Source organism: Rhodothermales bacterium (assembly GCA_013002345.1).
In the GTDB taxonomy this organism is placed as follows: Bacteria; Bacteroidota; Rhodothermia; order Rhodothermales; family JABDKH01; genus JABDKH01.
Genome location: JABDKH010000072.1, coordinates 1 through 21,666, shown reverse-complemented (window position 1 = coordinate 21,666; position 21,666 = coordinate 1). Strand labels below are relative to the sequence as shown.

15 protein-coding genes are annotated in these 21,666 nt (G+C 57.6%); 5 read left to right on the top strand and 10 right to left on the bottom strand.

What is annotated here, in order from left to right:
- Window positions 1–285: 285 nt before the first annotated feature.
- The gene (locus HKN37_03745) at window positions 286–2,727 is read right to left on the bottom strand and encodes a TonB-dependent receptor (protein ID NNE45753.1); all 2,442 of its coding nucleotides are present in this window, start codon (window positions 2,725–2,727) and stop codon (window positions 286–288) included.
- A gap of 264 nt (window positions 2,728–2,991) precedes the next feature.
- Window positions 2,992–4,320 carry a Gfo/Idh/MocA family oxidoreductase gene (locus tag HKN37_03740; GenBank protein ID NNE45752.1) on the bottom strand — a complete coding sequence of 443 codons (1,329 nt, stop codon included), beginning with the start codon at window positions 4,318–4,320 and terminating at the stop codon, window positions 2,992–2,994.
- Between the two features lie 255 nt (window positions 4,321–4,575).
- On the opposite strand from HKN37_03740, the gene HKN37_03735 reads away from it, so the two are divergent.
- The gene (locus HKN37_03735; protein ID NNE45751.1) at window positions 4,576–5,016 is read left to right on the top strand and encodes a nuclear transport factor 2 family protein; all 441 of its coding nucleotides are present in this window, start codon (window positions 4,576–4,578) and stop codon (window positions 5,014–5,016) included.
- Window positions 5,017–5,057: 41 nt separating this feature from the next.
- Here the strand turns inward: HKN37_03735 and HKN37_03730 are convergent, their stop codons facing one another.
- Together HKN37_03730 and HKN37_03725 are read right to left on the bottom strand one after the other, a co-directional pair.
- Complete coding sequence (locus HKN37_03730; protein ID NNE45750.1) at window positions 5,058–5,954, bottom strand: response regulator; 897 nt, start codon at window positions 5,952–5,954, stop codon at window positions 5,058–5,060.
- Window positions 5,955–5,957: 3 nt separating this feature from the next.
- Window positions 5,958–7,388, bottom strand: a complete 1,431-nt coding sequence (locus tag HKN37_03725; GenBank protein ID NNE45749.1) for a PAS domain S-box protein — start codon at window positions 7,386–7,388, stop codon at window positions 5,958–5,960.
- A 315-nt stretch (window positions 7,389–7,703) separates the two neighbouring features.
- On the opposite strand from HKN37_03725, the gene HKN37_03720 reads away from it, so the two are divergent.
- Window positions 7,704–8,087 (top strand): RidA family protein, encoded by a 384-nt coding sequence (locus HKN37_03720; GenBank protein ID NNE45748.1) that lies wholly within the window; start codon window positions 7,704–7,706, stop codon window positions 8,085–8,087.
- A 63-nt stretch (window positions 8,088–8,150) separates the two neighbouring features.
- Here the strand turns inward: HKN37_03720 and asnB are convergent, their stop codons facing one another.
- Window positions 8,151–9,911 (bottom strand): asparagine synthase (glutamine-hydrolyzing), encoded by a 1,761-nt coding sequence (asnB, locus tag HKN37_03715; GenBank protein NNE45747.1) that lies wholly within the window; start codon window positions 9,909–9,911, stop codon window positions 8,151–8,153.
- Window positions 9,899–11,146 (bottom strand): glycosyltransferase family 4 protein, encoded by a 1,248-nt coding sequence (locus tag HKN37_03710; GenBank protein ID NNE45746.1) that lies wholly within the window; start codon window positions 11,144–11,146, stop codon window positions 9,899–9,901. The genes asnB and HKN37_03710 overlap by 13 nt, the downstream gene beginning before the upstream one ends.
- A 77-nt stretch (window positions 11,147–11,223) precedes the next feature.
- Between HKN37_03710 and HKN37_03705 the strand changes: the two genes are divergently transcribed.
- Together HKN37_03705 and HKN37_03700 are read left to right on the top strand one after the other, a co-directional pair.
- A complete protein-coding gene (locus HKN37_03705; GenBank protein NNE45745.1) occupies window positions 11,224–12,168 on the top strand; it encodes an NAD-dependent epimerase/dehydratase family protein in 945 nt (314 codons plus the stop codon).
- A 264-nt stretch (window positions 12,169–12,432) separates the two neighbouring features.
- Window positions 12,433–13,200, top strand: coding sequence for a hypothetical protein (locus tag HKN37_03700; GenBank protein NNE45744.1), 768 nt, complete (start codon window positions 12,433–12,435; stop codon window positions 13,198–13,200).
- 35 nt (window positions 13,201–13,235) lie between these two features.
- On the opposite strand, the gene HKN37_03695 is transcribed toward HKN37_03700, so the two are convergent.
- Complete coding sequence (locus HKN37_03695; GenBank protein ID NNE45743.1) at window positions 13,236–13,649, bottom strand: acyl-CoA thioesterase; 414 nt, start codon at window positions 13,647–13,649, stop codon at window positions 13,236–13,238.
- A gap of 350 nt (window positions 13,650–13,999) precedes the next feature.
- On the opposite strand from HKN37_03695, the gene HKN37_03690 reads away from it, so the two are divergent.
- Window positions 14,000–14,884, top strand: coding sequence for a hypothetical protein (locus HKN37_03690; GenBank protein ID NNE45742.1), 885 nt, complete (start codon window positions 14,000–14,002; stop codon window positions 14,882–14,884).
- A gap of 19 nt (window positions 14,885–14,903) precedes the next feature.
- Here the strand turns inward: HKN37_03690 and HKN37_03685 are convergent, their stop codons facing one another.
- The 3 genes from HKN37_03685 to HKN37_03675 form a co-directional block, all read right to left on the bottom strand.
- The gene (locus HKN37_03685; protein NNE45741.1) at window positions 14,904–17,276 is read right to left on the bottom strand and encodes a carbohydrate binding family 9 domain-containing protein; all 2,373 of its coding nucleotides are present in this window, start codon (window positions 17,274–17,276) and stop codon (window positions 14,904–14,906) included.
- Between the two features lie 342 nt (window positions 17,277–17,618).
- The gene (locus tag HKN37_03680; protein ID NNE45740.1) at window positions 17,619–20,324 is read right to left on the bottom strand and encodes a carbohydrate binding family 9 domain-containing protein; all 2,706 of its coding nucleotides are present in this window, start codon (window positions 20,322–20,324) and stop codon (window positions 17,619–17,621) included.
- Window positions 20,325–20,535: 211 nt separating this feature from the next.
- The gene (locus tag HKN37_03675; GenBank protein ID NNE45739.1) at window positions 20,536–21,471 is read right to left on the bottom strand and encodes an aldo/keto reductase; all 936 of its coding nucleotides are present in this window, start codon (window positions 21,469–21,471) and stop codon (window positions 20,536–20,538) included.
- Window positions 21,472–21,666 lie beyond the last annotated feature (195 nt).

Sequence of the window (21,666 nt, the reverse complement as noted above, 5' to 3'; positions counted from 1 at the left end):
CACTAGAGCTCGCGACGACACCGCACTGTGCGACCGTAACGTTGTCTTCCGTGCGCATGCGCTGGCCCGATAGCTTCTCGCTGGGGTCGCGACTGGTGACGGACGCGCACGGTGATGGATGCGACTGGTAATAAGGTGTATCGCCGCGATTCGCAGTTTGCTCTCTTCGTCGATCAACAATACCGGCGTGTTTTGAGCCACACCCCGCTCTGGATGCTGATAGCAAGGCCTTCAACCGTTGTTCGGAAGCCAGGCCCTGTGATCTGCTCCACGCTGCGAGCACCTCTAGTCCACGCGCCCCGCCTCATCCTCGGTGCTCGTTTTTCGCTGGCGCACCTTCTTTACCTGCGTGTTGCCAAACAGATACGATATGTTCACACGTAGCTGGCGGCTCTCCCAACCCCCGGAGGCATCAATGAAGAACCCGCTCAGACGCTGCACGCCGCGCCACGGCGCCGTCTCAAACACGTCGGTGACTGCCACCTTCACCTTCGACCTGCCGCCAAAGAACTCCCGGCTTACCCCGACATCGATCGCGTAGTTTGCATCGGTCTTGTAGACCGCACCCCAGATCGACGGGGAGCTGTACCAACCCGACAGCTCAAACGACCAGTCCGAAGGTAGCTTGAAGGTCGACTGGTGATAGAGGCTCACGACCGTCGCCTGGACGTCAATCAGTCGGCCCTCGCCAAGATCAGCTCGGTTGCGCGTGTTGAATCCGCTCGCACTCGTATACGTGCGCCACCACGGCAGCGGACTCACCGGGTAACTGATTGAACCGCTGATCACCCGCTGATAGTCCATGTTGACTGACTCGATGAACGTCCGCGATACATCCGTCGAGTCGGAAATCCGGGCGAAGAAATCGTCCGTGTGGCTGTATGATAAAGTTGTGTTGAGTACGTAGTTGTACGTATGTGTCAGCGATACGTTATTCGTGTACTGTGGCTGGAGGAACGGGTTGCCACGACTGAAACTCAGCTCGCTCAGCTTGAATTCAAACGGGTTCAGCGACTGATAGCTGGGCCGATCGATGCGCCGACTGTAATTCACACGCAACTGGTGCTTTGGTGCCGGCTTGATGGTAATCCCCCCAGACGGAAAGAGGTCGAGGTAGGATCGTGTCACCGTGTTGTCGTTAGCCGGTTTGAAAGCGGTCAGATCCCCTTCCGAACTGGTGTACTCAGCGCGCAAGCCAAGGCTGTACTCCACGCTGCCACTGGATCCGGTGAACGACGCGTAGCCGGCTGCAATGGTCTCGGTAAACCGGAAATCGTTGCTCCGGTCAACATCGAGGATCTCCTCGATTCCTTCGATATCGTAGAATCGGTATACGTTGTCGGTCGTGACCTGCGATAGCTTGGTTCCAATTCCCAGCTTTCCGCCAGCCATGGCTCGTTCATGATCGAACTTGCCCGCGTAAATCGAGATATCGGTGGGGGACTGACTTCTGAAGATGTTATCCTCGATCGGCGAGTCGCTCGACGGCTCGCGATAGAAGTTCGGCTGATAAGACTCGTTGCCGTTCTCATATATGCCGAAATCGACATCGGCATTCGACGTGGTTCCGCTCCCGTTGTCGATGCGCAAGTTCACATTGAAACTGGCATTGCGACGCACACCATCGTTGATGGATTGGGCGTCCAGCAGCGACTCAATCTCGTTGGTTTCCAGATTCGTGATCGGCGTCAGGCTCCGATTTGACCAATTACGATCGTTCACATAGCCGTTCACCAGGAAACCCAGAACGGCTTTGCTCCCCAGGTATATGTCGCTTCCGATACGCAGTCGATTCGACGGCCCGGTGTTTTCGGTAACCGCACGTTCGTCGAAAGAGAAGTCGTTCTGAATCCGGTACAGGTTGATGTAGCTCTCGTCCTCGCCACCGCGATATCCGTACGAGCCGAAAACGTTGTAGCGTCTGTTTCGATAGTTGAATGTCGAATTCGCACCGTATTTGGATCGCTTGCCATACCCGTACGACAAGTCGATGGTACTGTTGAAGCCGAGACTCTTGTCCCTTCGCAGCCGGATGTTAATGATACCGGCATTGCCCTCCGCCTCATACTTTGCGCCCGGGTTTGTGACGATCTCGATCGCATCGATCTCGGACGACTGCATCGTGCGCAGTTGTGCGGCCAGATCCTCCGTGCTCAGTGGCGATGGCTTGCCGTCGATGTAGATCTTGACGCCGTTCTTTCCACTCAGAATGATGTTGTCATTATTGTCGACGACGACTCCAGGTGCCTTGCGAAGGAGTTCAAGGGCCGTGCTACCGGTGGCGGCGATGCTGCCCTGCACATTAAGGACGGTTTTGTCCGGCAAGACCTCGACGATCTCACGCTCCCCCTCGATCTGTACATTATCGAGGGCGACCGGATCGGCCTCCAGGGAAATCGGGGGCATCGTGTAGGACTGACCCGCCTCGACGACGAACGGCTGCGAATCGAATGCCTTGAAGCCGAGAAATGAGACCTTAATTCGATACTCCGCGGCAGCGACGTCACTAAATACAAACACACCCTTCTCATCAGTAACAGCACCTCGTGCGACGTCGCTGTCGGCTGTGCTGTACAGAACTATGGTCGCGGAGCTGAGCGGCTCGCCAACCGAGTCCATGACCCTGCCGGTGACGGTGCCGGAAGCCGCAGTTGGTGGCTTCGCAAACGCGCTGGCGGCAATCGTAGCGATCCAAATGGACAAAATGGTGACGATAACGCGACGCATGTCGTGTCCCCCGGGTGCTGGTAAGTGATCTGCAGGTGAGTGCGCACTCGATAATACTGGTGAGGGGCAAAATCGTTACACCGTGCACGGGTTTTTGCTACGACTTTGACGCGCAAGCGGCGAATCAGGGCGTAAAAACCTCGATCAATAAGGGAGACGCGCGCGGGCGCTCGATCGAGCGAACCTTATTCAGACGGGCGATCCCCGGTCCCGCAATAGGGCCTGAGGCTGGTCCAGACTTCTTGTCGGGACGCTCTCAAACCGTCATTGAAACGTGCCGTGATTGAATGGCTCGACAACCCGGCCACTGCCCGTGGTGATCGTTCTCGTTGATGCATCAAAGTGCATCATCTCGCCAAGCCGCTGCGACATCTCGGCAAGGCAGATAACCGTATGCGTCTTGATCGCAAGGTCAATATTGCCATTCGGCGTCGAGCCAGTTCGAATCGCCTCAAGCCAGTCCGACATGTGGTTCTTCACGCTTACAACCGGCTCAACGTTTTCGTGCATCTCCGGATCAACGAGGTCGGCAAAAGGTCGCTCGGGTCGAAGTTCGACAGAGTTTCCTCCGAAGTACAGCGTGCCCTCGTGCCCACGAATTATCTGAGGCAATCCCACCTCGTTGACGGTGCTTCCGATGACCACAATCGAGAGCCCGCTCGGGAATTCGGCAATGACCTGGGTATTATCCGGGATGTCGCGATCCGGCGTGATCTTCTTTGTGCCAAGACACGCGACGCGAACTGGAAACTCCGGCGGGCCGGTCGCAAGCATAAGCGGAATGACGCGATGGGTGAGGAGATTGGAAACGATCCCCGCGCCGTACGGATGGTATTTCTTCCAGCGAAAGTAGTCGTCCGGACTGAACGGCCTGTTCGGGACCGGCCCAACCCACTGTGGCCAGTCAAGGGTCTCCTCGGTGAGAGCCGGGTCAATCGCGTAATTCCATTCGCCGTCGGGCACGTTGCGCACGAACGACGCTTGCGCAAGCACCGGCGCTCCGATCTTCCCGGCCGAGACCAGTTCCGCTGCCTTGTGCCACTTTCCTTCCGAGCAGAACTGCGAGCCCAACTGAAATTCGCGGTCCGATTTCAGGACGGCGTCGTGGAGCTCAAACGCCTCACCGAGATAACGGGTGAGCGGCTTCTCACAGTACACGTGCTTGCCGGCGCTCAGTGCATCGATCGCGATGGGTGCGTGCCAGTGATCAAGTGTTCCAATGAAAACCGCATCTATGTCCTTTCGATCCAGAAGCTTCCGATAGTCGCTGTATGCGTCTGTGTCCGATAGCTCCAGCGCTATGCGAGCTCGCTCGCGCCGAACACTCCACGGTTCACATACTGCAGCACCGACGACCTTCAGTTCCTCTCCGTGCTCGCGAATGGTCGTAAGATGGCCGTCGAAACCTTGCAGGCCAAGTCCGATGAAACCGACAGTGATCCTGTTGTTTGCGCCGATCACTCGATCTGACGGGGGCACTGCCGGACGGATGACCGTTTCCGAAAGTCCCGGGGTACAGCCTGCGAGCACTCCTGTCGCCGCGGCCGCTCCTGTCTTGAGGAAATCACGACGTGAGGGTGATGACTTCTTCATTTTCGTTCCTCTGGTCCGAAGTGTGGACCCATTGTTCATGGCCGGTTAATCGTTGCCTTTCACAGTGACCACAAACGGTCCGCCGGCGATATCTGTGTCGGGCAAAGATGCTGAAGCAACGTCACGCGATGGCTCGAAGCTCAGGTGCCTGTATTCTTTCGGTCCGAATCCGTAATGTAAACGACATAGAGGCGCCTGACACCCTGCGAAGAGGGCCGGATGAACATCCGGTGTACAACAAGAGGCATCACTCCGATGAAAGGACTTCTACCGGTTCTGGTATTGCTGGCGTCGTGTGGTCCGGCCAATCCCGCGGACTCATGTCTCGACACCGAGTCTGTGATCGGAATGGATGCAGGCTGGGAAAAGGCTCTGCTGGAGAACGACGAAGACCATCTCGATTGGCTTCTGGCTGACGACTTCGTGTGGGTGCACAACCATGCGACACACATCGACACGAAAGAGGGCCTCTTGCAGTCGGTTGCAAGTCGCGACGAGACGGACATGAAATCGCGTGTCCAGTCGGACATCGAGGTCAGAACGCTGGATAATACGGCCGTGGTGACAGGTTATACGGTCGTGACGCGCGAGTCAGGCTCAACGAGATATCGGTTCATGCGGACGTATGTCGAGACATCCCAATCGTGTCTGCTACTTGCGAACCAGACGATGGCGATTCACGACGATCGGGGCTGAGTGATCTAATTCGAGCAACCTCGCTCAATCCTGACACGCTGCTATCGAGTGCCTGCTGCTCGTCGCTTCCGCATCGTAATTCGATTCCCTTTCTCGTTGTATTCGAACTCGTCCATGAACGTCCCGATCAACATGATCCCGCGCCCGCTTACGCTCAAGAGATTCTCCGGCGCCATCGGATCGCCCACGGTAGTCGGATCAAAGCCAGGGCCTTCATCCTCGATCACATATTCTACGGACTCACCATTTTCCCGCGCCCTGCAGCGAACGCGTCGCTCCGAGTAGGGCGCCGTTCTTCGACGCTCTTCAATCAGTCGGTAATACAAATCCCGGTCGCTCGAGCGAAGCTCCGAGCCGACCTCGAGGTTTCCGTGGATCATGGAGTTGCTCACTGCCTCCATGATGGCCATTCGTACACTCGCACGATCCGTATCGTCTCCGAAACCCACGCGGTCAAGACTATCGAGCAGATAGCTAACCAGTGGCGCGATGAGTTCGGGATCGTTCCTCAGGGCAAACTCGGACTCGGTGTGATCCAGAAATCGGACGATCTCGAGCTGGGATCGTTTTGCAGCCGCAATCTCGAGGACTCGTTCGATCGTGTCGGCGAGCTCCTCCTTCAGTAATCCCTTGGGTACGTAGCTGGCCGCACCCGCCTGAAGTGCCTCCACAGCAATCTTCTCATTTCCCTGAGACGTCATCAGGACTACCGGCAGCAGCGGAATTTTCTCATGAAGGCGCTCGACGAGCTCCAGTCCGTTCATCCGTGGCATGCGGAGATCAGTCAGCACAATATCGGGTAGCTGCCTCTCGATCTCCTCAAGAGCGTGGACGCCGTCGTAGGACTGCCGAACGTCGAGATTCTCTAACCGACTCAAATAGCGCCGTGCCGCCTGGTGGTCGATCTTGTTGTCGTCAACAATAAGAATGGTCGGCATGGTTTAGTCGGATTCAAGTGGCCGTTTCGGCCAGGTGAAATGGAACGCGACGCCGCGGTCTGCAGTCGACTCGACCCAGACGACACCGTGCTGTGCCTCGACGGAGCGTTTTACGAGAGCCAGCCCGATACCCGTGCCATCGGCATCGCTTCCGGAACTAAGTTTCTGAAACATCTTGAAGATGGCGTCACACGATTCGTCTGGGATGCCCGGTCCATCATCAGCAACCTGAAACTCGTAAAAGTCGTCACGATCAATCGCGGATACTTCCACGCGACCATCCGGTCGGTCGTGGTGCTTGATCGCATTACCGATCAAGTTCCGTAGCACCTGCTCGAGTGGCGCCCTGTTGGTCGCGAACACAGGCATGTCGCCGGTCGTCACGATCTTGAATTTCGGTGGTGGTGCCAGAAGTGCTATCAGCTCGTTTACCATGGCAGACGTGTCGACTTCCTGAAGCTCGCCAGCTTGGCGTCCGGCGCGAGCATAGCTCAAGAGATCCTCGATGAGGTTCTCCATGCGGACTACCTGGTGGCGCAACTCCGATAGCTGTTCACGCGGTTTCTCGAGCCCACCGGGCGGTAGATCTTCGTCGATCCATTCTGCCAGATTTCCAATCGCCCTGAGAGGCGCTCGAAGATCGTGAGAGGCTGCATAGGCGAACTGTTCCAGATCGGCGTTGGAGCGGGCGAGATCCTCCGCCTGGCGAGCCATGACTTGCTCAATGTGCTTCTGCTCTGTTATGTCGCGGGCGACGGCGTATATCAGTCCACGTTCGGCTACGGGGGCCGAACGCCATGCGAGCCATCTGTATTTGCCGTCGACCGCCATGTACCTGTTCTCGAAGTCGACCACCGGAAGTCCCTCAGCCAGTTGAGCGACCGCTGCTAGCGTCCCCTCCTGATCGTCGGGATGCACGAATTCGAGAAACGACCTGCTGAGCAGTTCATCCTGACTGTAACCGAGCACCCGACGAAAGGCAGGATTGATCTGCTTGAAGTAGCCATCGGTTCCGGCGACGCACAGCATGTCTAGTGAAAGGACGAAGAGTCGGTCGAGCTCTTCCTCAGCGTCCTTTGTTCCGGTGACATCCCTGAACATTCCGATCAATGCCGCTGTGCCGTCCGACTCGACACGACGTATTACTCTGCCCTCGACCCCGATCCGATGTCCGTCACTGGCCTGGAATTCCGTCTCGACGGCAACCGCGCCACCGCCCGGCGTCGCGTGCGATACGACGTCTTGCAGTTCGAGCCACCGGTCCGGATGTATCACGTCGCGCAGGGTGAGATCGCCCACCTGCGCCTCGGTATATTCGAGCGTCTCGAGCCATGCCCGGTTTACATACTGAAACCGCGAGTTCGGCAACACGCTCTGAATCAGATCATGCGCATTGTCGCAGAGATCACGGAAGAGACCATACGACTCATTCATATGGCGAATGTAATTACGTCAAATCGAGGATACAAAGCCTCGCGTGGACGTATCTGCGAGGCGCCTCTCAGAGTCGACACCTCTCAGAGTCGACATTCGTGTGCGCCACCGGACGCAGGCAGACCCGCGAAAGATCATTGGCACCCGTTGCCGGCAGACCGGGCACACCTGATCCCGGATTCGCGGGTGTCCGGTTTCAACGGCGGATCCCGATCCGACCGGTACGGCGACGGCAGATGTGCGGGGTGGATCCCGGACGGTCGGAGACGTAACCTTGTTGCGGCACCTCCACTATACGTTTCAGAGCTCTTGAAAATGAAGGCAATCTCCACGATTCAGGCTCCCGCGCCGGCCGGACACTACTCCCAGGCTGTTCTGACCGGCGGCCTCCTTTTTGTCTCCGGTCAGCTGCCTGTCGATCCCCAGACGCGGAAGCTGGTAAGTGGGTCCATCGAGGAAGAGACGATTCGCACGCTTACGAACGTGCGTCATATTGTTGAAGCGGCCGGAGCGTCGATCACTGACGTGGTGAAGGTCACGATCTACGTATCGGACATCGCGGACTGGCCTCGCATCAATGAGGCCTACGCCGGGTTCTTCGGAGGCCATCGACCAGCACGTGTTGTGGTGCCTGTCGGTCCATTGCATCATGGAGCAAGGATCGAAGTCGAGGCCGTGGCCGAGTGTGCGACCGATTGACTCCGACCGCTATTTCGGCGGATGAATGCGGCAGACGTCAGCAATGCGTCGGCACGTCTTGAGTCACGCGTTCAGCTCTATCCACCAGGCAAAGACGAGTATTGACCAGAGCTCCAGTCCGGATCGACCGGTTCGTTGATGCGACGTCAGGAGTTTCTCTGCGGCGTCGGAATTCAGCCACGATCTTGCTGCCGAGCCGCCGAGCACGATCTCCCGAAACTGCTGGCCAAGTTGTCCCTGAAACCACTTGTTGACGGGAACAGTGAACCCGCTCTTGGGGCGATTCAGGATCTCTTCAGGGATCTCGGTAACTGAAACATCCCGCAGCAGCTTCTTCAATCGAAACGGCCGGACCTTGTCCAGACCTCTGAATCGAAAGGCAAGATCCACGACTTCCGGATCCAGGTAGGGGACTCTGGCTTCCAGCGAAGCCATCATGCTCATGCCGTCCACCTTGCTGAGGAGGTTGTCCGGGAGCCAGCTTCGCATGTCGGTATGCAGCGCAGCGTTCACGGGACCGGAGGTCGCGAAACGTCTTACGTCGTCGCTAATACGGCGCTCGGAAGGGAGATCGTTCGATGCGACGAATGCGTCACCCAGCAACTCCTTGCGTCGCAGATCTTTAAACAGAGGGGCAGGGGGGCTGTGATGGAGACGCAGGGCAAGTGGGCCGAGCGTCTCGGCCAGGAGATTTCTACGATAGCGTTTGTAACCGCCAAACAGCTCGTCCGCGCCTTCACCGCCAAGTACCACCTTGACGTGACTCCTCGCGAACCGGCTCATTACCAGCGTCGGAAGACACGCGTAATCGGCCAGCGGTTGATCGAAGTGTGCGATGATCGACGGTAGCGTCTCAAGACATTCGTCGATTCCGACACGTATCTCATGATGCTGCGAGCCGAACTGATTCGCTGCGAGGCGCGCGTAGCCGGCGTCTTGCGACGACGACTCTGTGCCGAAGTCAACCGTAAAGGTGTCCGGGGCGCGACCACTTACGCCACAGGCAAGTGAGAGCAGCAGCGTGGAGTCGATGCCGCCGCTCAGAAAAAGCCCGACAGGGACGTCGCTCACCAGATGACGCCGTACTGAAGCCGACAAGGCGTCCTTCAGCGATGCGCGGTCAGCTGTCGTAGATCGACGGCGGGGGCGTTCCGATGACGGGGTCCAGAAATACGAGGCCTTGAGCCTGGAGTCGCCTACCTCGATTACCTGACCCGGCATCACTCGCTTGACGCCTGAGAAGATGGTGTTCTCGCCGCCTATATATTGCCTCAGAAAATAGGCATTCACGGCAGCCGGAGATATCCCGTCGACCGATGATGCCACCGAGCGCAATGCCTTGATTCGAGAAGCGAAAATGAGCCGACCATCTGACTCGGTATAGTAGAGCGGCTTGATCCCGAATCGGTCCCGGGCGAGTACCAACCGCTTCTCCTCACGATCCCAGAGCGCAAAGGCAAACATCCCGGATAGCTTCTTCAGTGCAGCGATCCCGTGGGTTTCGTACAACGCGAGTATGACTTCCGTGTCGCTGCCCGTCGCAAAGACGCTGCCGGTCTCTCGGAGGGATTCCCTCAGCTCGCGGTAGTTGTAAATCTCACCATTATAGGAGATGACCGAACGTCCACTCGTCGATTGCATTGGCTGGTGGCCCGTTTCCAGGTCGATGATGCTGAGACGACGATGCCCCAGGCCGATCGGACCTTCGATCCATTGCCCCTCGCCGTCCGGCCCGCGGTGAGCCAGATCGTCTGTCATTCGGGACAGTTCATCCGCCTCAGGACGACTTCCAGAAAGGGCGAGAATCCCGGCTATCCCACACACGATACGGTCCTCAGATACGTGTCGGCCGTTTCGACAAACGACCTTACATTTCGCTCAACATCGAAGCTGTCGGCGACAATCGTTCTGGATACCTCGCCAAGTCCGGCGAGGTCGTCGTGATTCAGCAACGCCAGCATCGCGCGACTCAGCGCCAGCGGGTCGGCGGGTGGCACAAGAAAACCGTTCTCGCCGTCTCGTACCACCTCCGGCAGTCCGGAAATGTTTGTACCGATTACCGGCAGCCCGTGCGACATCGCCTCCAGACAAACGTTTGGAATGCCGTCGCGATCACCATCGTCCGTTACGACTGATGGTACGACCAGTGCCGCGGCCGACGCGTAGTGGCCATCCATCGCTGTGACCGCAGCCCGACCGTAGAACTCCACCAGCCTTTCAAGCCGCTCTGTCCGCACTCGGTCGCGATATGCTTCAAGAAGCGGGCCGTCGCCGACGAGCCTGCATACGAACGGAATGTCAGTTTGCTTGCCCACGATGGAGCACGCGGAGATCAGATAATCAAACCCTTTCTTCTCGACCATTCGGCCGACGGCCAGGAACACGAAGGTCCCGGTTCGAAGACGTGGCGGTTCGGTCCCGGGCTTCAATAATCCGTGATAGATCCGCACAATTTTCTTCGTGTGGTCGGGGAACGATTCAGCGAGGAACTTCCGATTGGCTTCCGTGCACGTTGTCACAAAGAGAGCGTCCGCGATTTTGGACCCGTTTCCGCTACGATCGCGATAGATGTCCATCGCGTGTGCGGTCGCACTCCATGGGATACCAGTCAGAGCGGACAGGTAGAGTGCTGTCTCGGCCGGGGCCGTTAGAAAGTGCGCATGTATCAGGTCAGGCTTGAAACGCTGGACCTCTGCAGCGACGGTAACTGCACGATACAGGCAGACAAGACTTCGCATCCTCGCCTGGAAGCGGTTGTGCTTGATAGGCCAGAAATGCCGCCACGCGCGGTAGTATGCCGCCGCGTTGCGCAAGGCAAACACTATGTGAGACGTCAACTCGCGTGGTAGGAATGGATTCTCCGGGAGCTGCAATGAAGTTGAAGCGAGTTCGTCTTCTGCCGGAGACAGGTCCGATCGTTCATCGACGGATCGGGACGCGACACGAACATCCACGCCGATTTCGGCGAGCGTCACAAGTTCGCGGGTGATGAAGTTCTGTGACCAACCCAGGAGCTGGTTAACAACCACGATAATCCTGAGCGGCGTCGTTTCGGGCACGTGTAACGAACCTTTGATGCGCTGAGACCGTTGATGGATGGCCGATTATGCATCCAGCAATCCAAAACAAACTCACGATGCGGATACTGTTGACAGGCGGTGCCGGGTTCATCGGATCCCACCTTGTCGATCGACTTCTCGCCGAAGGGGCTGAGGTCACGGTCGTGGACAACCTCGATTCATTCTACAACCCAGCCGTCAAACTTCACAATATCTCGACGCACACGGACGATCCGGGGTTCACGTTCGTCCAGGGTGACATTTGTCGCGTAGCGGAGTTCGGCGAACAGATTCCGGATCCTGTCGATGTCATCGTGCATCTGGCTGCTCGAGCCGGCGTCCGCCCGTCGATCGCGGACCCGACAGGATATCAGCACGTCAATGTGGCCGGCACCCAGAGTATGCTTGAACTGGCGAAGGAACGGGGCGTCAAGCATTTCGTGTTCGCCTCTTCCAGCAGCGTCTACGGTGTTAACCCGAACGTACCGTGGTCCGAATCGGAGATGACACTGCGACCGATCAGTCCTTATGCGAGCACAAAGATCAGCGGAGAACTGCTCGGGCATGTGTACAGCCACCTCTACGGGATACGCTTTACCGCACTGAGATTGTTTACAGTCTACGGTCCGCGGCAACGGCCAGACCTCGCGATACATAAGTTCTCAAAGCTGATGCTTGCAGGACAACCGATTCCGCTTTTTGGCGACGGGTCGACCGAACGCGACTACACGCACGCCTTTGATGTGATTGATGGGATAAGGTCTGCGATTGATTACGATGACGAGCTGTTTGACGTGTTCAATATCGGGAGCGATGAGCCTGTACGTCTCAGCACTCTGGTCGACCTGCTTCAGGATGTTCTTGGCGTTGAGGCGAAGATCGACCGGCATCCCGAACAAATTGGTGACCTGCCCCGGACGTGGTCCAATCTTGAGCATGCACGAGATCGTCTGGGATATCAGCCCCGCGTCGACCTTCGGCATGGCCTCGCGACATTTGCCGACTGGATCAAGCGAGCCTAGCGGGGAGCATTTGCCCGACCGCAGGGATCCTTTGAACCACCACCGGGATTCGGCAATCCCTTGCGCGCGATGGCCTGCTGCTTCGCTGCGCAGCGCGGTTCGGCGGTCTGCGTCGTTCTTCGCCAAGAATACGTCGTCCGCACGATCCGTCGTCGAAACCGCGTCCATCCAGGTCGGTACGAGAATGAGTTTTTCGCCCCCTGCCAGCCACCCGCGTGTTGGTGTGGGCGACGCCCGCAGAACCGAGGAAATGGAGGACGAATCGTGCAAAGGAACCCATATCAAATACTGATCATTGCGATCGTTGCTGTCCTGCTCAGCGCCTGCTCTGACCCCGAGGCAAAGACTGAACAGGCGACCACAGCCGTCCCGTCAGAGCCGAATGAAGCAGTGCAGTCCGTCGCGGGCGCTCGCGCCGGGACCGTGCTGGAGACCATGGACGCCGCGGGGTATTCATATCTGCACATCGACAGCGGCGACGAGACGTTCTGGGCGGCGGCGCCGACAACCGAGGTTCAGGTAGGCGACGACGTCGTCATTCCTGCCGGCATGCCCATGAGAGACTTTCACAGCAGTGCGCTCGACCGTGATTTTGACGTGGTTTACTTCGTGGAAGGTGTCGAGATTGGAGGCGCCGCGTCGATCCCGACCAGCCTGCCCACCGGACATCCACCGGTCGGCGAGGATGCCGATGCAATGGCGTCATCGGTTAGTGCGGACCAGATTCCGATGGCTGACGGCGGTCATCGCGTAGGAGATATTATCGCCAAAAGTGATGAACTGGCTGGACGCTCGGTGTCGTTTCGCGGGGAGGTCGTCAAGTTCAATTCGAACATTATGGGTTCGAACTGGCTGCACGTGCAGGATGGCACAGGCGAACCAGGTAAGAACGACCTGACCGTCACAACGGCCGATGTGGTCGAGGTGGGCCAGACGGTGGTAGTGACGGGCGTGGTCGCGACCGACAAGGACTTTGGCTACGGATACGTCTACGATGTACTTGTCGAAGATGCCCGTGTCAGAGTAGAGTAGTCGGGCACGTCCGGTTCCGCGGGCGAAAGGTCTTGTCAATCCGTTTCCGACGGATTCACTGAGAATAGCTCCCGGACTTGTGCGCTCACATTCGTCGGTCGCCCCGTCTTCGCATCGATGGGGCACCACACGGTTCTGGCGAGAGCGAGAACTCGCATGTCAGATTGTCGCAGTAATTCCGTGTGGCGCTCAAAATTGCGGCGGTCGGCTACGCCGACCCAGGTGCGTGCGACCACCTTGTCATGCAGGTATGCGGGTCGTTTGTAGTCGACCTCGTGCCGCATGACAACCCATCGAAGTGATTCCTGATCAGCAGCCGGGGCAGCGCTCTTCCAATGCGCAATCGCAACGTCCTGAATCCATCTCAGATACACGACATTGTTGACGTGCCCCAGTTCGTCGATGTCACCGGGCTCGACGTCCAGATTTAGTTCGAAGGATTTTTTCATCGTCGGCGCGATCTGAGTGTGCGATAATAGCACACCATTCGGCAAGATAATCGCCCCTGTCGAATTCGCCAGACGTCCGAATCGTTGATGCTGCTGGAACTACTTCCTGGAATACGTGCTCGTCAGCGGCGAATCAACAGCACCGTTGTCCCTGCCAGTACCGGTACCCGATTCTGTACGTAGAGGTCTATATTCTGATCGTGACAGGATTTCGCTGGTTCGTTCTCATTGCGCTCGCCCGCATGATGCTTTCGCTCACGATCAGTGTAGTGCAATCCACAGTCTACCCGATCGAGACGTGCGACGTCGAGTAATGCGTCAGGCTCGGGCGAGATAGTCAACCGGATTCAATGCGTATTTCCTTGTGGGCGATTGCCTCGGTGCTGAGGGCGCGGGAAGCGTGCCTGGTTCTCCTTCTGTTTTGCGGGTGTCAGCCGCGACTGTCGAGCGATCTTGGTCTCCCGGCGAGCCAGCGCATCACCGTCATGTCGTACAACGTGCTCGGTGGGCGTAATACCGATGGAGCCAGAGACCTTGATCGGATTGCCGCAGTCATTCTAGAGGTGGACCCGGACCTTGTTGCGTTGCAGGAGGTCGACCGCCATACGAACCGACTGGGCGGACTCGATCTCGCAGATGAATTGGCATCCAGGACCGGCATGCAGCACGTGTTTGGCCCAGCAATGCCGTTCGACGGTGGCGAATACGGTGTCGCGATTCTGTCGCGTTACCCGATCGAGCGATTCGAGAACTTCGCACTGCCGAATCGCGAGGGTAGCGAGCCTCGCACAGCACTTGTGGCTTTCATTGAACCGCCTGGATGGTCCGAACCGTTCCTATTCGTGTCCACTCACCTTGATCATCAGACGGATTCCACGGATCGAATTGATCAGGCAGAGCGGCTCGTGTCCGTGCTTGGGGCGTACGTAGAAATCCCAGGAATACTGGCTGGCGACCTGAATGCACAGATGGGAAGTGTGCCCTTATCGATAATACAGGCCACATGGAACGATAGCTGGAGGGCGGGATCAGGCGGCGAGACCTTTCCTTCGAACATCCCCGAAAAGCGAATTGATTATGTGATGGTGAGACCGGCTGGGCGCTGGAGTGTGCTTAAGACGTTAGCGGGTTCGGTCCTGAAGCCGGATGATCAGGAGTGGCATGAATTGCTACGATTGGCCTCGGACCACCTTCCTGTCGTGACTATCCTCGAGCTGGTCGGTGGTACGAAGTAGCACCAACACGAACCAGCACTCAGACTCTGAACAGGTAACTCAACTTCAGAAAGAAGCCGTCTGAGGTCCTCCTCAGTTCTCTAAAGCGGAAGGGCCGGGGCTCGCTCATCCCGGCTCCGTAGCCAAAGAAGACAACGGTTCCGGGGTTCGGGCGAAATGAAAACAGCCAGTCGATGCGGAGACCGTTCGTACGGCTGGATCGGGTCGGGGCGTATTCTCCTGACGTGCGATCCAGAATGAGAATCGGATCGTCAGTTCGCGAGTTATCTCTCAGCTCATCTACGAAGGAGGCATCGTACTGTCCGACCAGTCGAAGGAAGATGGATGGTGTGATCTGATATTCCACCTTGAGTCGTGGGACGCGTCTAATGCCGACCGTGCTCTTGTCGTTGGCCCGGAAGTACTGCTGGTGATTGTACAGCAGGTTGACTCGTAACTGCTCGGTCGGATTCCAATTGAGCGTGATCGTTGTGAAGAAGATGTCCGCTGGAGCCCACTCGAAGAAGTTATCGTCGCGGCCTGCCACGACGAAGATATTGGCCGAGAATGTGCTGAGCCGCGGAGTGCTGAGAGTTGACCAGAACCCGAGATTGGTGAGGCGATTCGTACCCGTGAATGCCACGGTGTCTGCGGGAACACCATCCTGATGAATCTCGACGAAGTAGTCGGTATACAGCTCGTTCGGGTAAGCGAATGATTCGTAGAACATAGATGTCCCACCGGACCAGCCTCCTCGCAATCGATAGCTGCTGTTCAGATGCAACTTGCGATCATTCGGCCCATTTCCCCGTGCGAGATCATCGTAGTCCCATCTTCCGTCAAGTGTGATTCCTCCCGTGAAAGATTCAACCAGGGCGCCTTCAGCACCGAACCATGTGACGCGCGGCACGAGTGTCGCCCGCGCGATCCCAACACGCGTAATGAATCCAGATCCGGCATTGAAGTCCTCGTGAAAGCCCGAAGTTGTGAATGACACGCCGTACTTGCGTCCCGACCCTGCCGCTACAAGCTTCCACATGGGTGCGGTGGCCTGCGTTTCGCCATCACCGGTAAAGCTCAATCCCGACTGGTACGTCAGCGTATAGGCGCGCGAGAATACCATTCGACCGTCGATGGCGGCCACACGGTTATAGAAATCACCATCGATCCTGTCTGTGTAGATCAATCCGATTGTACCCTGGCCCCCGAGGTCATGTCTGACACGAATCGCATTGGAATATCTTGCATCCAGGTTTGACAAGTATTGCGACTTGTTATCGACCGCCGACAAGAAGGCCACGTTTGTACCTCCAGTTTTGCCAGTCAGCTTGATCGCGGTTGCGGGATTCGCGATGCGTCTCGTATAGATCAGATTGGTTGGAGACTCGAAGAGTTCGATGCCGTCAAGAAAGAACGGGCGTTTCTCGGGGAAGAACACAGCCTCTCTTGGATCGAACTGTAGTTGAGCGACATCGGCCTCTATCTGGGAGAAGTCTGGGTTCACCGTCCCGTTCAACGTCAGGTTGTTGGAGATACCCCACCTCAGATTGACACCCAGTGGGTCTCGCACCTGTGCATCGAACGAGGACGCGCCCTCACCGCGATTCAATGAGCCGGTCAATTCCGGATTGACATCTAGAACGAGTCCTCGTCGAAGCCCCATTAGATCCCTGAGGACTCCACTTTGCGCCATGAATGAAGCGTTGGCCTGGAGCACCGGCGTCCACGTTGTCGTATAGCCGGAGTGCTGCACTTTCCGAATCACGTTGAAGCCCCAGTCCTGAATGTCTTTTGTCTGGTACCGAAGGCTTTTGAACGGCACGCGGATCTCAACTTCGAAACCGTGATCCGTGACTCGTCCAAGACTCTGATAGACATAATCCGGACTCAGATCAATTGTGTAGGCACCTGCGCCTAAGCTCCCAAAATCTCCGCCTCGCTCCGCGTCGCGAAGCACGCCGTCTGCTTGCTGACCAAGCGGGTTCGTGCCAATCAACACCGCCTGGCGATGGTCGTTGTAGGTGTCAAACAGGATGTAGATGTAGTCGTCGTTCCCGATCTTGTCGCGGTCGGCGAGGGTGGTGCGAACTTCGCCGTGTATCTCGAATGCCCGAATGCCGACGTGAATCGCCTCCTGCGAGTACCATACCAGCACATGGGTCGAGTCGGCTGCGGGCCGTCCGTCAACCGGCAGATACTGATGGAAGCCCGTAAACAAAGCGGCGTGCAACCATACGGCCTCCGACAACAGGCCATCTATTAGAATATCAGCGCCCTCGACTCGCGGGACTGCAACGACACTGGATAATCTATCTTCGCGATTACTCGAAGGCGCCTGAGCCACCACCGAAGCAGTGGACACAAATGCAATCACGCAGGCGAGCGCTGTTGCGCTGCGGCTCGATGTGGACACTACGGAAGACCTCGCTCGCTATCGATCAGGTTGATGTCGCCCCACTGGCGAGTGTGCCACCAGGCCCACTCCCGCAAGTCTATCTGGTGGAACGGTGTCTCTTCACTTAAGGTCAGCGAGTCGGCCTGCGCAGAAGTACGTAGCCGGGTTCGAACGAGACCACATAGTCGGAGACAGCCGAATACAAAAGTTAGTCTGGATTTCGATGGTCCGCCCACCGTTCATCGACGTGTACGGATATCTGATTGGTCTGCACGATGCCCCGACCGGGCCGTTAGACTGCACCACGGCAGTCGTCGATCCTTCGAATCCGGATCTGGCAGTAGCACCGCGTGCAATGAACTACCGGCTTAACCAGTAGGTCAGTTTGACCATGAAGATGTTATCAGGCCTGGCATCGAAGATGCCGCCGAGCGAGCTGCCAAGCCGCAAGTCACCGTACTCTTCTGAGGCGGAACGCGTCTGCGTCCACACGAAGAATATCGTCGAACCCGGGCTGTACTCCCAGCGCACGACGGCAGTACCCCGAAGTGACCGGAAATTGAAATCCGAGTCTTCGAGATTCAGGGGCGCAGCGGGCCCGGGACCGTCAGGATCCGCGATGAGTGTTTCCGAATCGAAAGTCGACCCCTCGCTACCGTAGTTGATGAAGTCGAATGTTTTTGGGGCTCTCAGTTCCTTGTAGTTAGAGAAGTCACCGGACGAGATGAGGGGCTGAGCGAATAGCTGAAGACTCAATACGGGCGAAAACGTCCAGTTTAACCTGACTCTCGACGAGACTTCAACCTGATCCAGCTCGGCAAATACGTACCGGGTACCGAACGTGCGCGTCGCCAGCGGATCCTCATAATCGCCCACCCATTGTGCAAACTCGTTGTTCCATTCGATCTCTGGCTGCACCGCAACCGAGATATTCGACGCAGGTTGCCACACGGCCTCCGTGGAGACTGAAAAATTCCGCGAGTCCTTCTGTCGATAGGTGTCCAGTCCAAACTCAAATGCCCAGCGCTTGCGACCGTCCGTCTCGTACTCAAGTCCAAATTGCCAGCCGGGCTGGTTTAAAGTGAGCGGTCCTCCGCGTGTGAGTCTGTTGCTGATAGTTTCAGGGTTGTAGGCAACGTTGAAAAATATCTCGTGATAGTTCAGAAGCTCTATGAAATTGCCCGTCCAGAGGCCACGCCAGATCGTATTTCCATCGAAGTCTGTCGTGTTAAAAGCGGACGCATGGGCGAAAATTTTCCGGTACCAGGTTCCCGGGTCCGTCCATTGATAGGCAAGCACGGCGTGCGAGTTGATCATACCTGTCTGCCACATGAATCCGAGGTCGTTCACGTCAAACGACGGACTGATGTAACCAACTGCCACATTTGTCGTGAAGCGGCCCCGCTGTTTGTTCAGCACTAGTCGCCCGGCCGTACCTGTAAGGGAGGTCGCGGAAGAATCGACGGACACATACTGCGCATCCGGACGCTGGAAGTAGTGCAACGAGGATCGCTGCAGATCGGTGATGCGCTGGGTCGTACCGCTGACACGTGAAAGGCCGGCCCAGCCGGTAAGGACCCACGTCTTGTCTTTGTCCAGAAACGTCCAGCCATCCGCAGCGAACGTAAATGCGCTCTTGTTTATCTCGTCCAGCAGGCGATCGTCCCGAAAGTCTCGAGCAGCAACGGTCGACATGAAGCCGACCGCCTGCCGACCATCATTCAGTTCTTTCTGTCCTCGCAGAACACCGTAGTACGCAAGCGGCTCCGCTTCGGCGGTCAGCCGTTCTCCGCCGAGCTGATAATCGGAAATCGCTCGTTCGGTGAGCGCCTGAACAGTTCCTACGTTCCAGCCATTGCCGATTCGGCCGGTTACTTTCGCGGCGCCCAGTATGCGCGTTCCTTCGCGGGACTCGGCGAAGTCGTGGTCCGGGAGACTCCCTTGAGGTGGCCGACCGACGCGGCGGCTGTAGAAGAAATTCGGGTTGCCCCAGTTGAACCCCCAGTTGTTGTTGGATCCACCCCGACCGAACTGTCTGAATACGGTGTTACCCTCGATGAAGAAAGGTCGCTTTTCCGGGAAGAAGGTCTCCACGTCGGAAAGGTTGACTACTGCAGGGTCGACTTCGACTTGTCCGAAGTCCGGATTGATAGTCGCATTCAGAGTCAGGTTACTTGCAATTCCCATCTTGAGGTCCGCCCCGACGCTCGGCACGTAACGGGATCCGTCGTTGAACGGATCGCCCTCATCGTGCTCCAGGAACTCCGCTCTCGCGGTCAAATAAGGGACGACCTCGATCTGTCGTTTGGGCGCGATGCCGCGCATTCCAACCAGATCAGGAAACCGCGAGACAAAGCCACTTTCATTGCGCGGCGTGTACACGACGTAGTCGAGTTCGTTTTTGCGCACTATCTCGCGCCTAAAATTGATACCCCAGACGTGCTCGTCAGCAGCGTAGAAGCGTAACTGCGAGTAGGGGATCCGGAACTCGGCGGTCCAGCCTTGATCGTCGATCCGAGCGTTGGCTTCCCAGACGCCATCCCACGTCTCGTCGTCCCAATCGTCGTTCATCAGGACGCCGTCGTAAAGAGTGCCCGCAGCGTTGATACCGAAGTAGTAGCCGGAGCGGTCGTCGTTGTATGGATCGATGAACATGACGAAGTTGTCACTCTCGATGCTGGTAGCGTCCCGGCGGCCAAGCCGAGCGACGATCGAGTCAGGCGCGCTGTCGAACATCCTGGCACTGACAAAGAGCGCATCGTCATCGTACACGACGCGAACTTCGGTCCTCTGGGTAGGCTCCGCCCCTTCGTCAGGATCTCGCTGCGTGAACCTGGTGATCGGTTGAGCCGAGCGCCAGGCAACGTCGTCGTGAAGCCCGTCGATGGACAAGGCAGATTCAGCCCTTGTCGCGCGAATGGTCTGCACGGCGGGCGCGTCGTCGCCTGTGGCAGCCTGCCGTTGAATCGGACGGGCGACTTCCGAATCGAAGCTGAGCTGCGCGCTGGCGGTGAGAACCGTTAGACCCGCCAGGACGATGCTTGCGGCCAAGAGCATATGGCGCATGGGGAATCGCTCATTCAGGGTGACAATCTGGAAAGTGCGCGCCTGTGTAGGCGGCAGGGGTCAGCGCAAACGCTTCAGACGACGTGGTATGGCTTCGGGGTGCGTTACGGGGCGCGCGACGGATGGTTACACGAACCGCCCGGTGTCTCCTGCCGGCGGTTGGCGAAGTACTGCTTCGGGCAGAGAAGTGCCGCCCCGTCCGAAGAAGAGGCTAGAGGTCGTCGAAGAAGCGCTCCATCTTTTTTCGAAGCGCCGGGGTTGGCAGGCGGCCCATTGCGGCTCCTAGATTGTCTTCCAGATATGAGATCTTGGCTGTACCCGGAATAGCACAGGTCACCGCCGGATGGGACACCACGTATTTCAGAAAGAACTGACCCCAGCTGGTACAGTCGAACTGTGCGGCCCAGTCCGGTAGAGGCCTGTCGCCGACCGTGCTAAAGAGCCGGCCGCGGCCGTAAGGCAGGTTGACAAGCACCGCCATTCCGCGATCGGCAGCGAGCGGCAAGATCCGATCTGCTGCTCCTCGGTCTGCCAGCGAGTAGTTGACCTGGACAAAGTCCATGTCTTCGCTTTCCATAGTCGCCACAAACTCCTCATACTGAGATGAGCGTGAGGTGGTCGCGCCGAGGTACCTGATACGACCCTCTGCTTTCCATTCTCGAAGGACGGGTAGCATCTCGCGCACGCCAACGAGATTATGAACCTGCATCAGGTCGATGACGTCGGTGTGCAGCAATTCAAAGGAGCGATTCATCTCGGCAACGCCTTCGGCCGCCGTGCGGGATCGAACCTTTGTCGCGAGGAACAGTGATTTGCGGTTGCCGATATCGGCGACGAGGTCGCCTACAACTGGCTCTGCTTTGCCGTACGACGGCGCCGTGTCAACGAGTCGTCCGCCCATCTCTGAAAACTGCTTAAGCACGGCGCGAAGCGGCGCGCGCTCGTCCTCAGCCGCACCTACATCGTAACGTCTTGCCGTACCGATTCCAATCACGGGAAGCATCTCGCCGGATGATGGAATGGGCCGCGCAATAAGTTCTCGGGGATCAGAAAGGGAAGTGAACCGACGCAGAGTCAGACCCGCGAGCATCCCTACTCCCGCACGGATGGCGTCGCGACGCGTCAAGTGGGACGAAAACCACTTCATTGTATCAACCTCCAGAGCTTGAATTTACTTTGGCAGAATGATCGGCTATTCGCCGGACGATCGCCTGGTTCTCCGAGCCGAGACGATACGAGATCATTGCCCAGAGCGCCGCAAGCGGCACAGCGAGAAACGCGATGGCGGACAGTGTGAGGCCGAGAGCCTGCAGGCCGGAATACGCCCAGGCACTGACTGCGT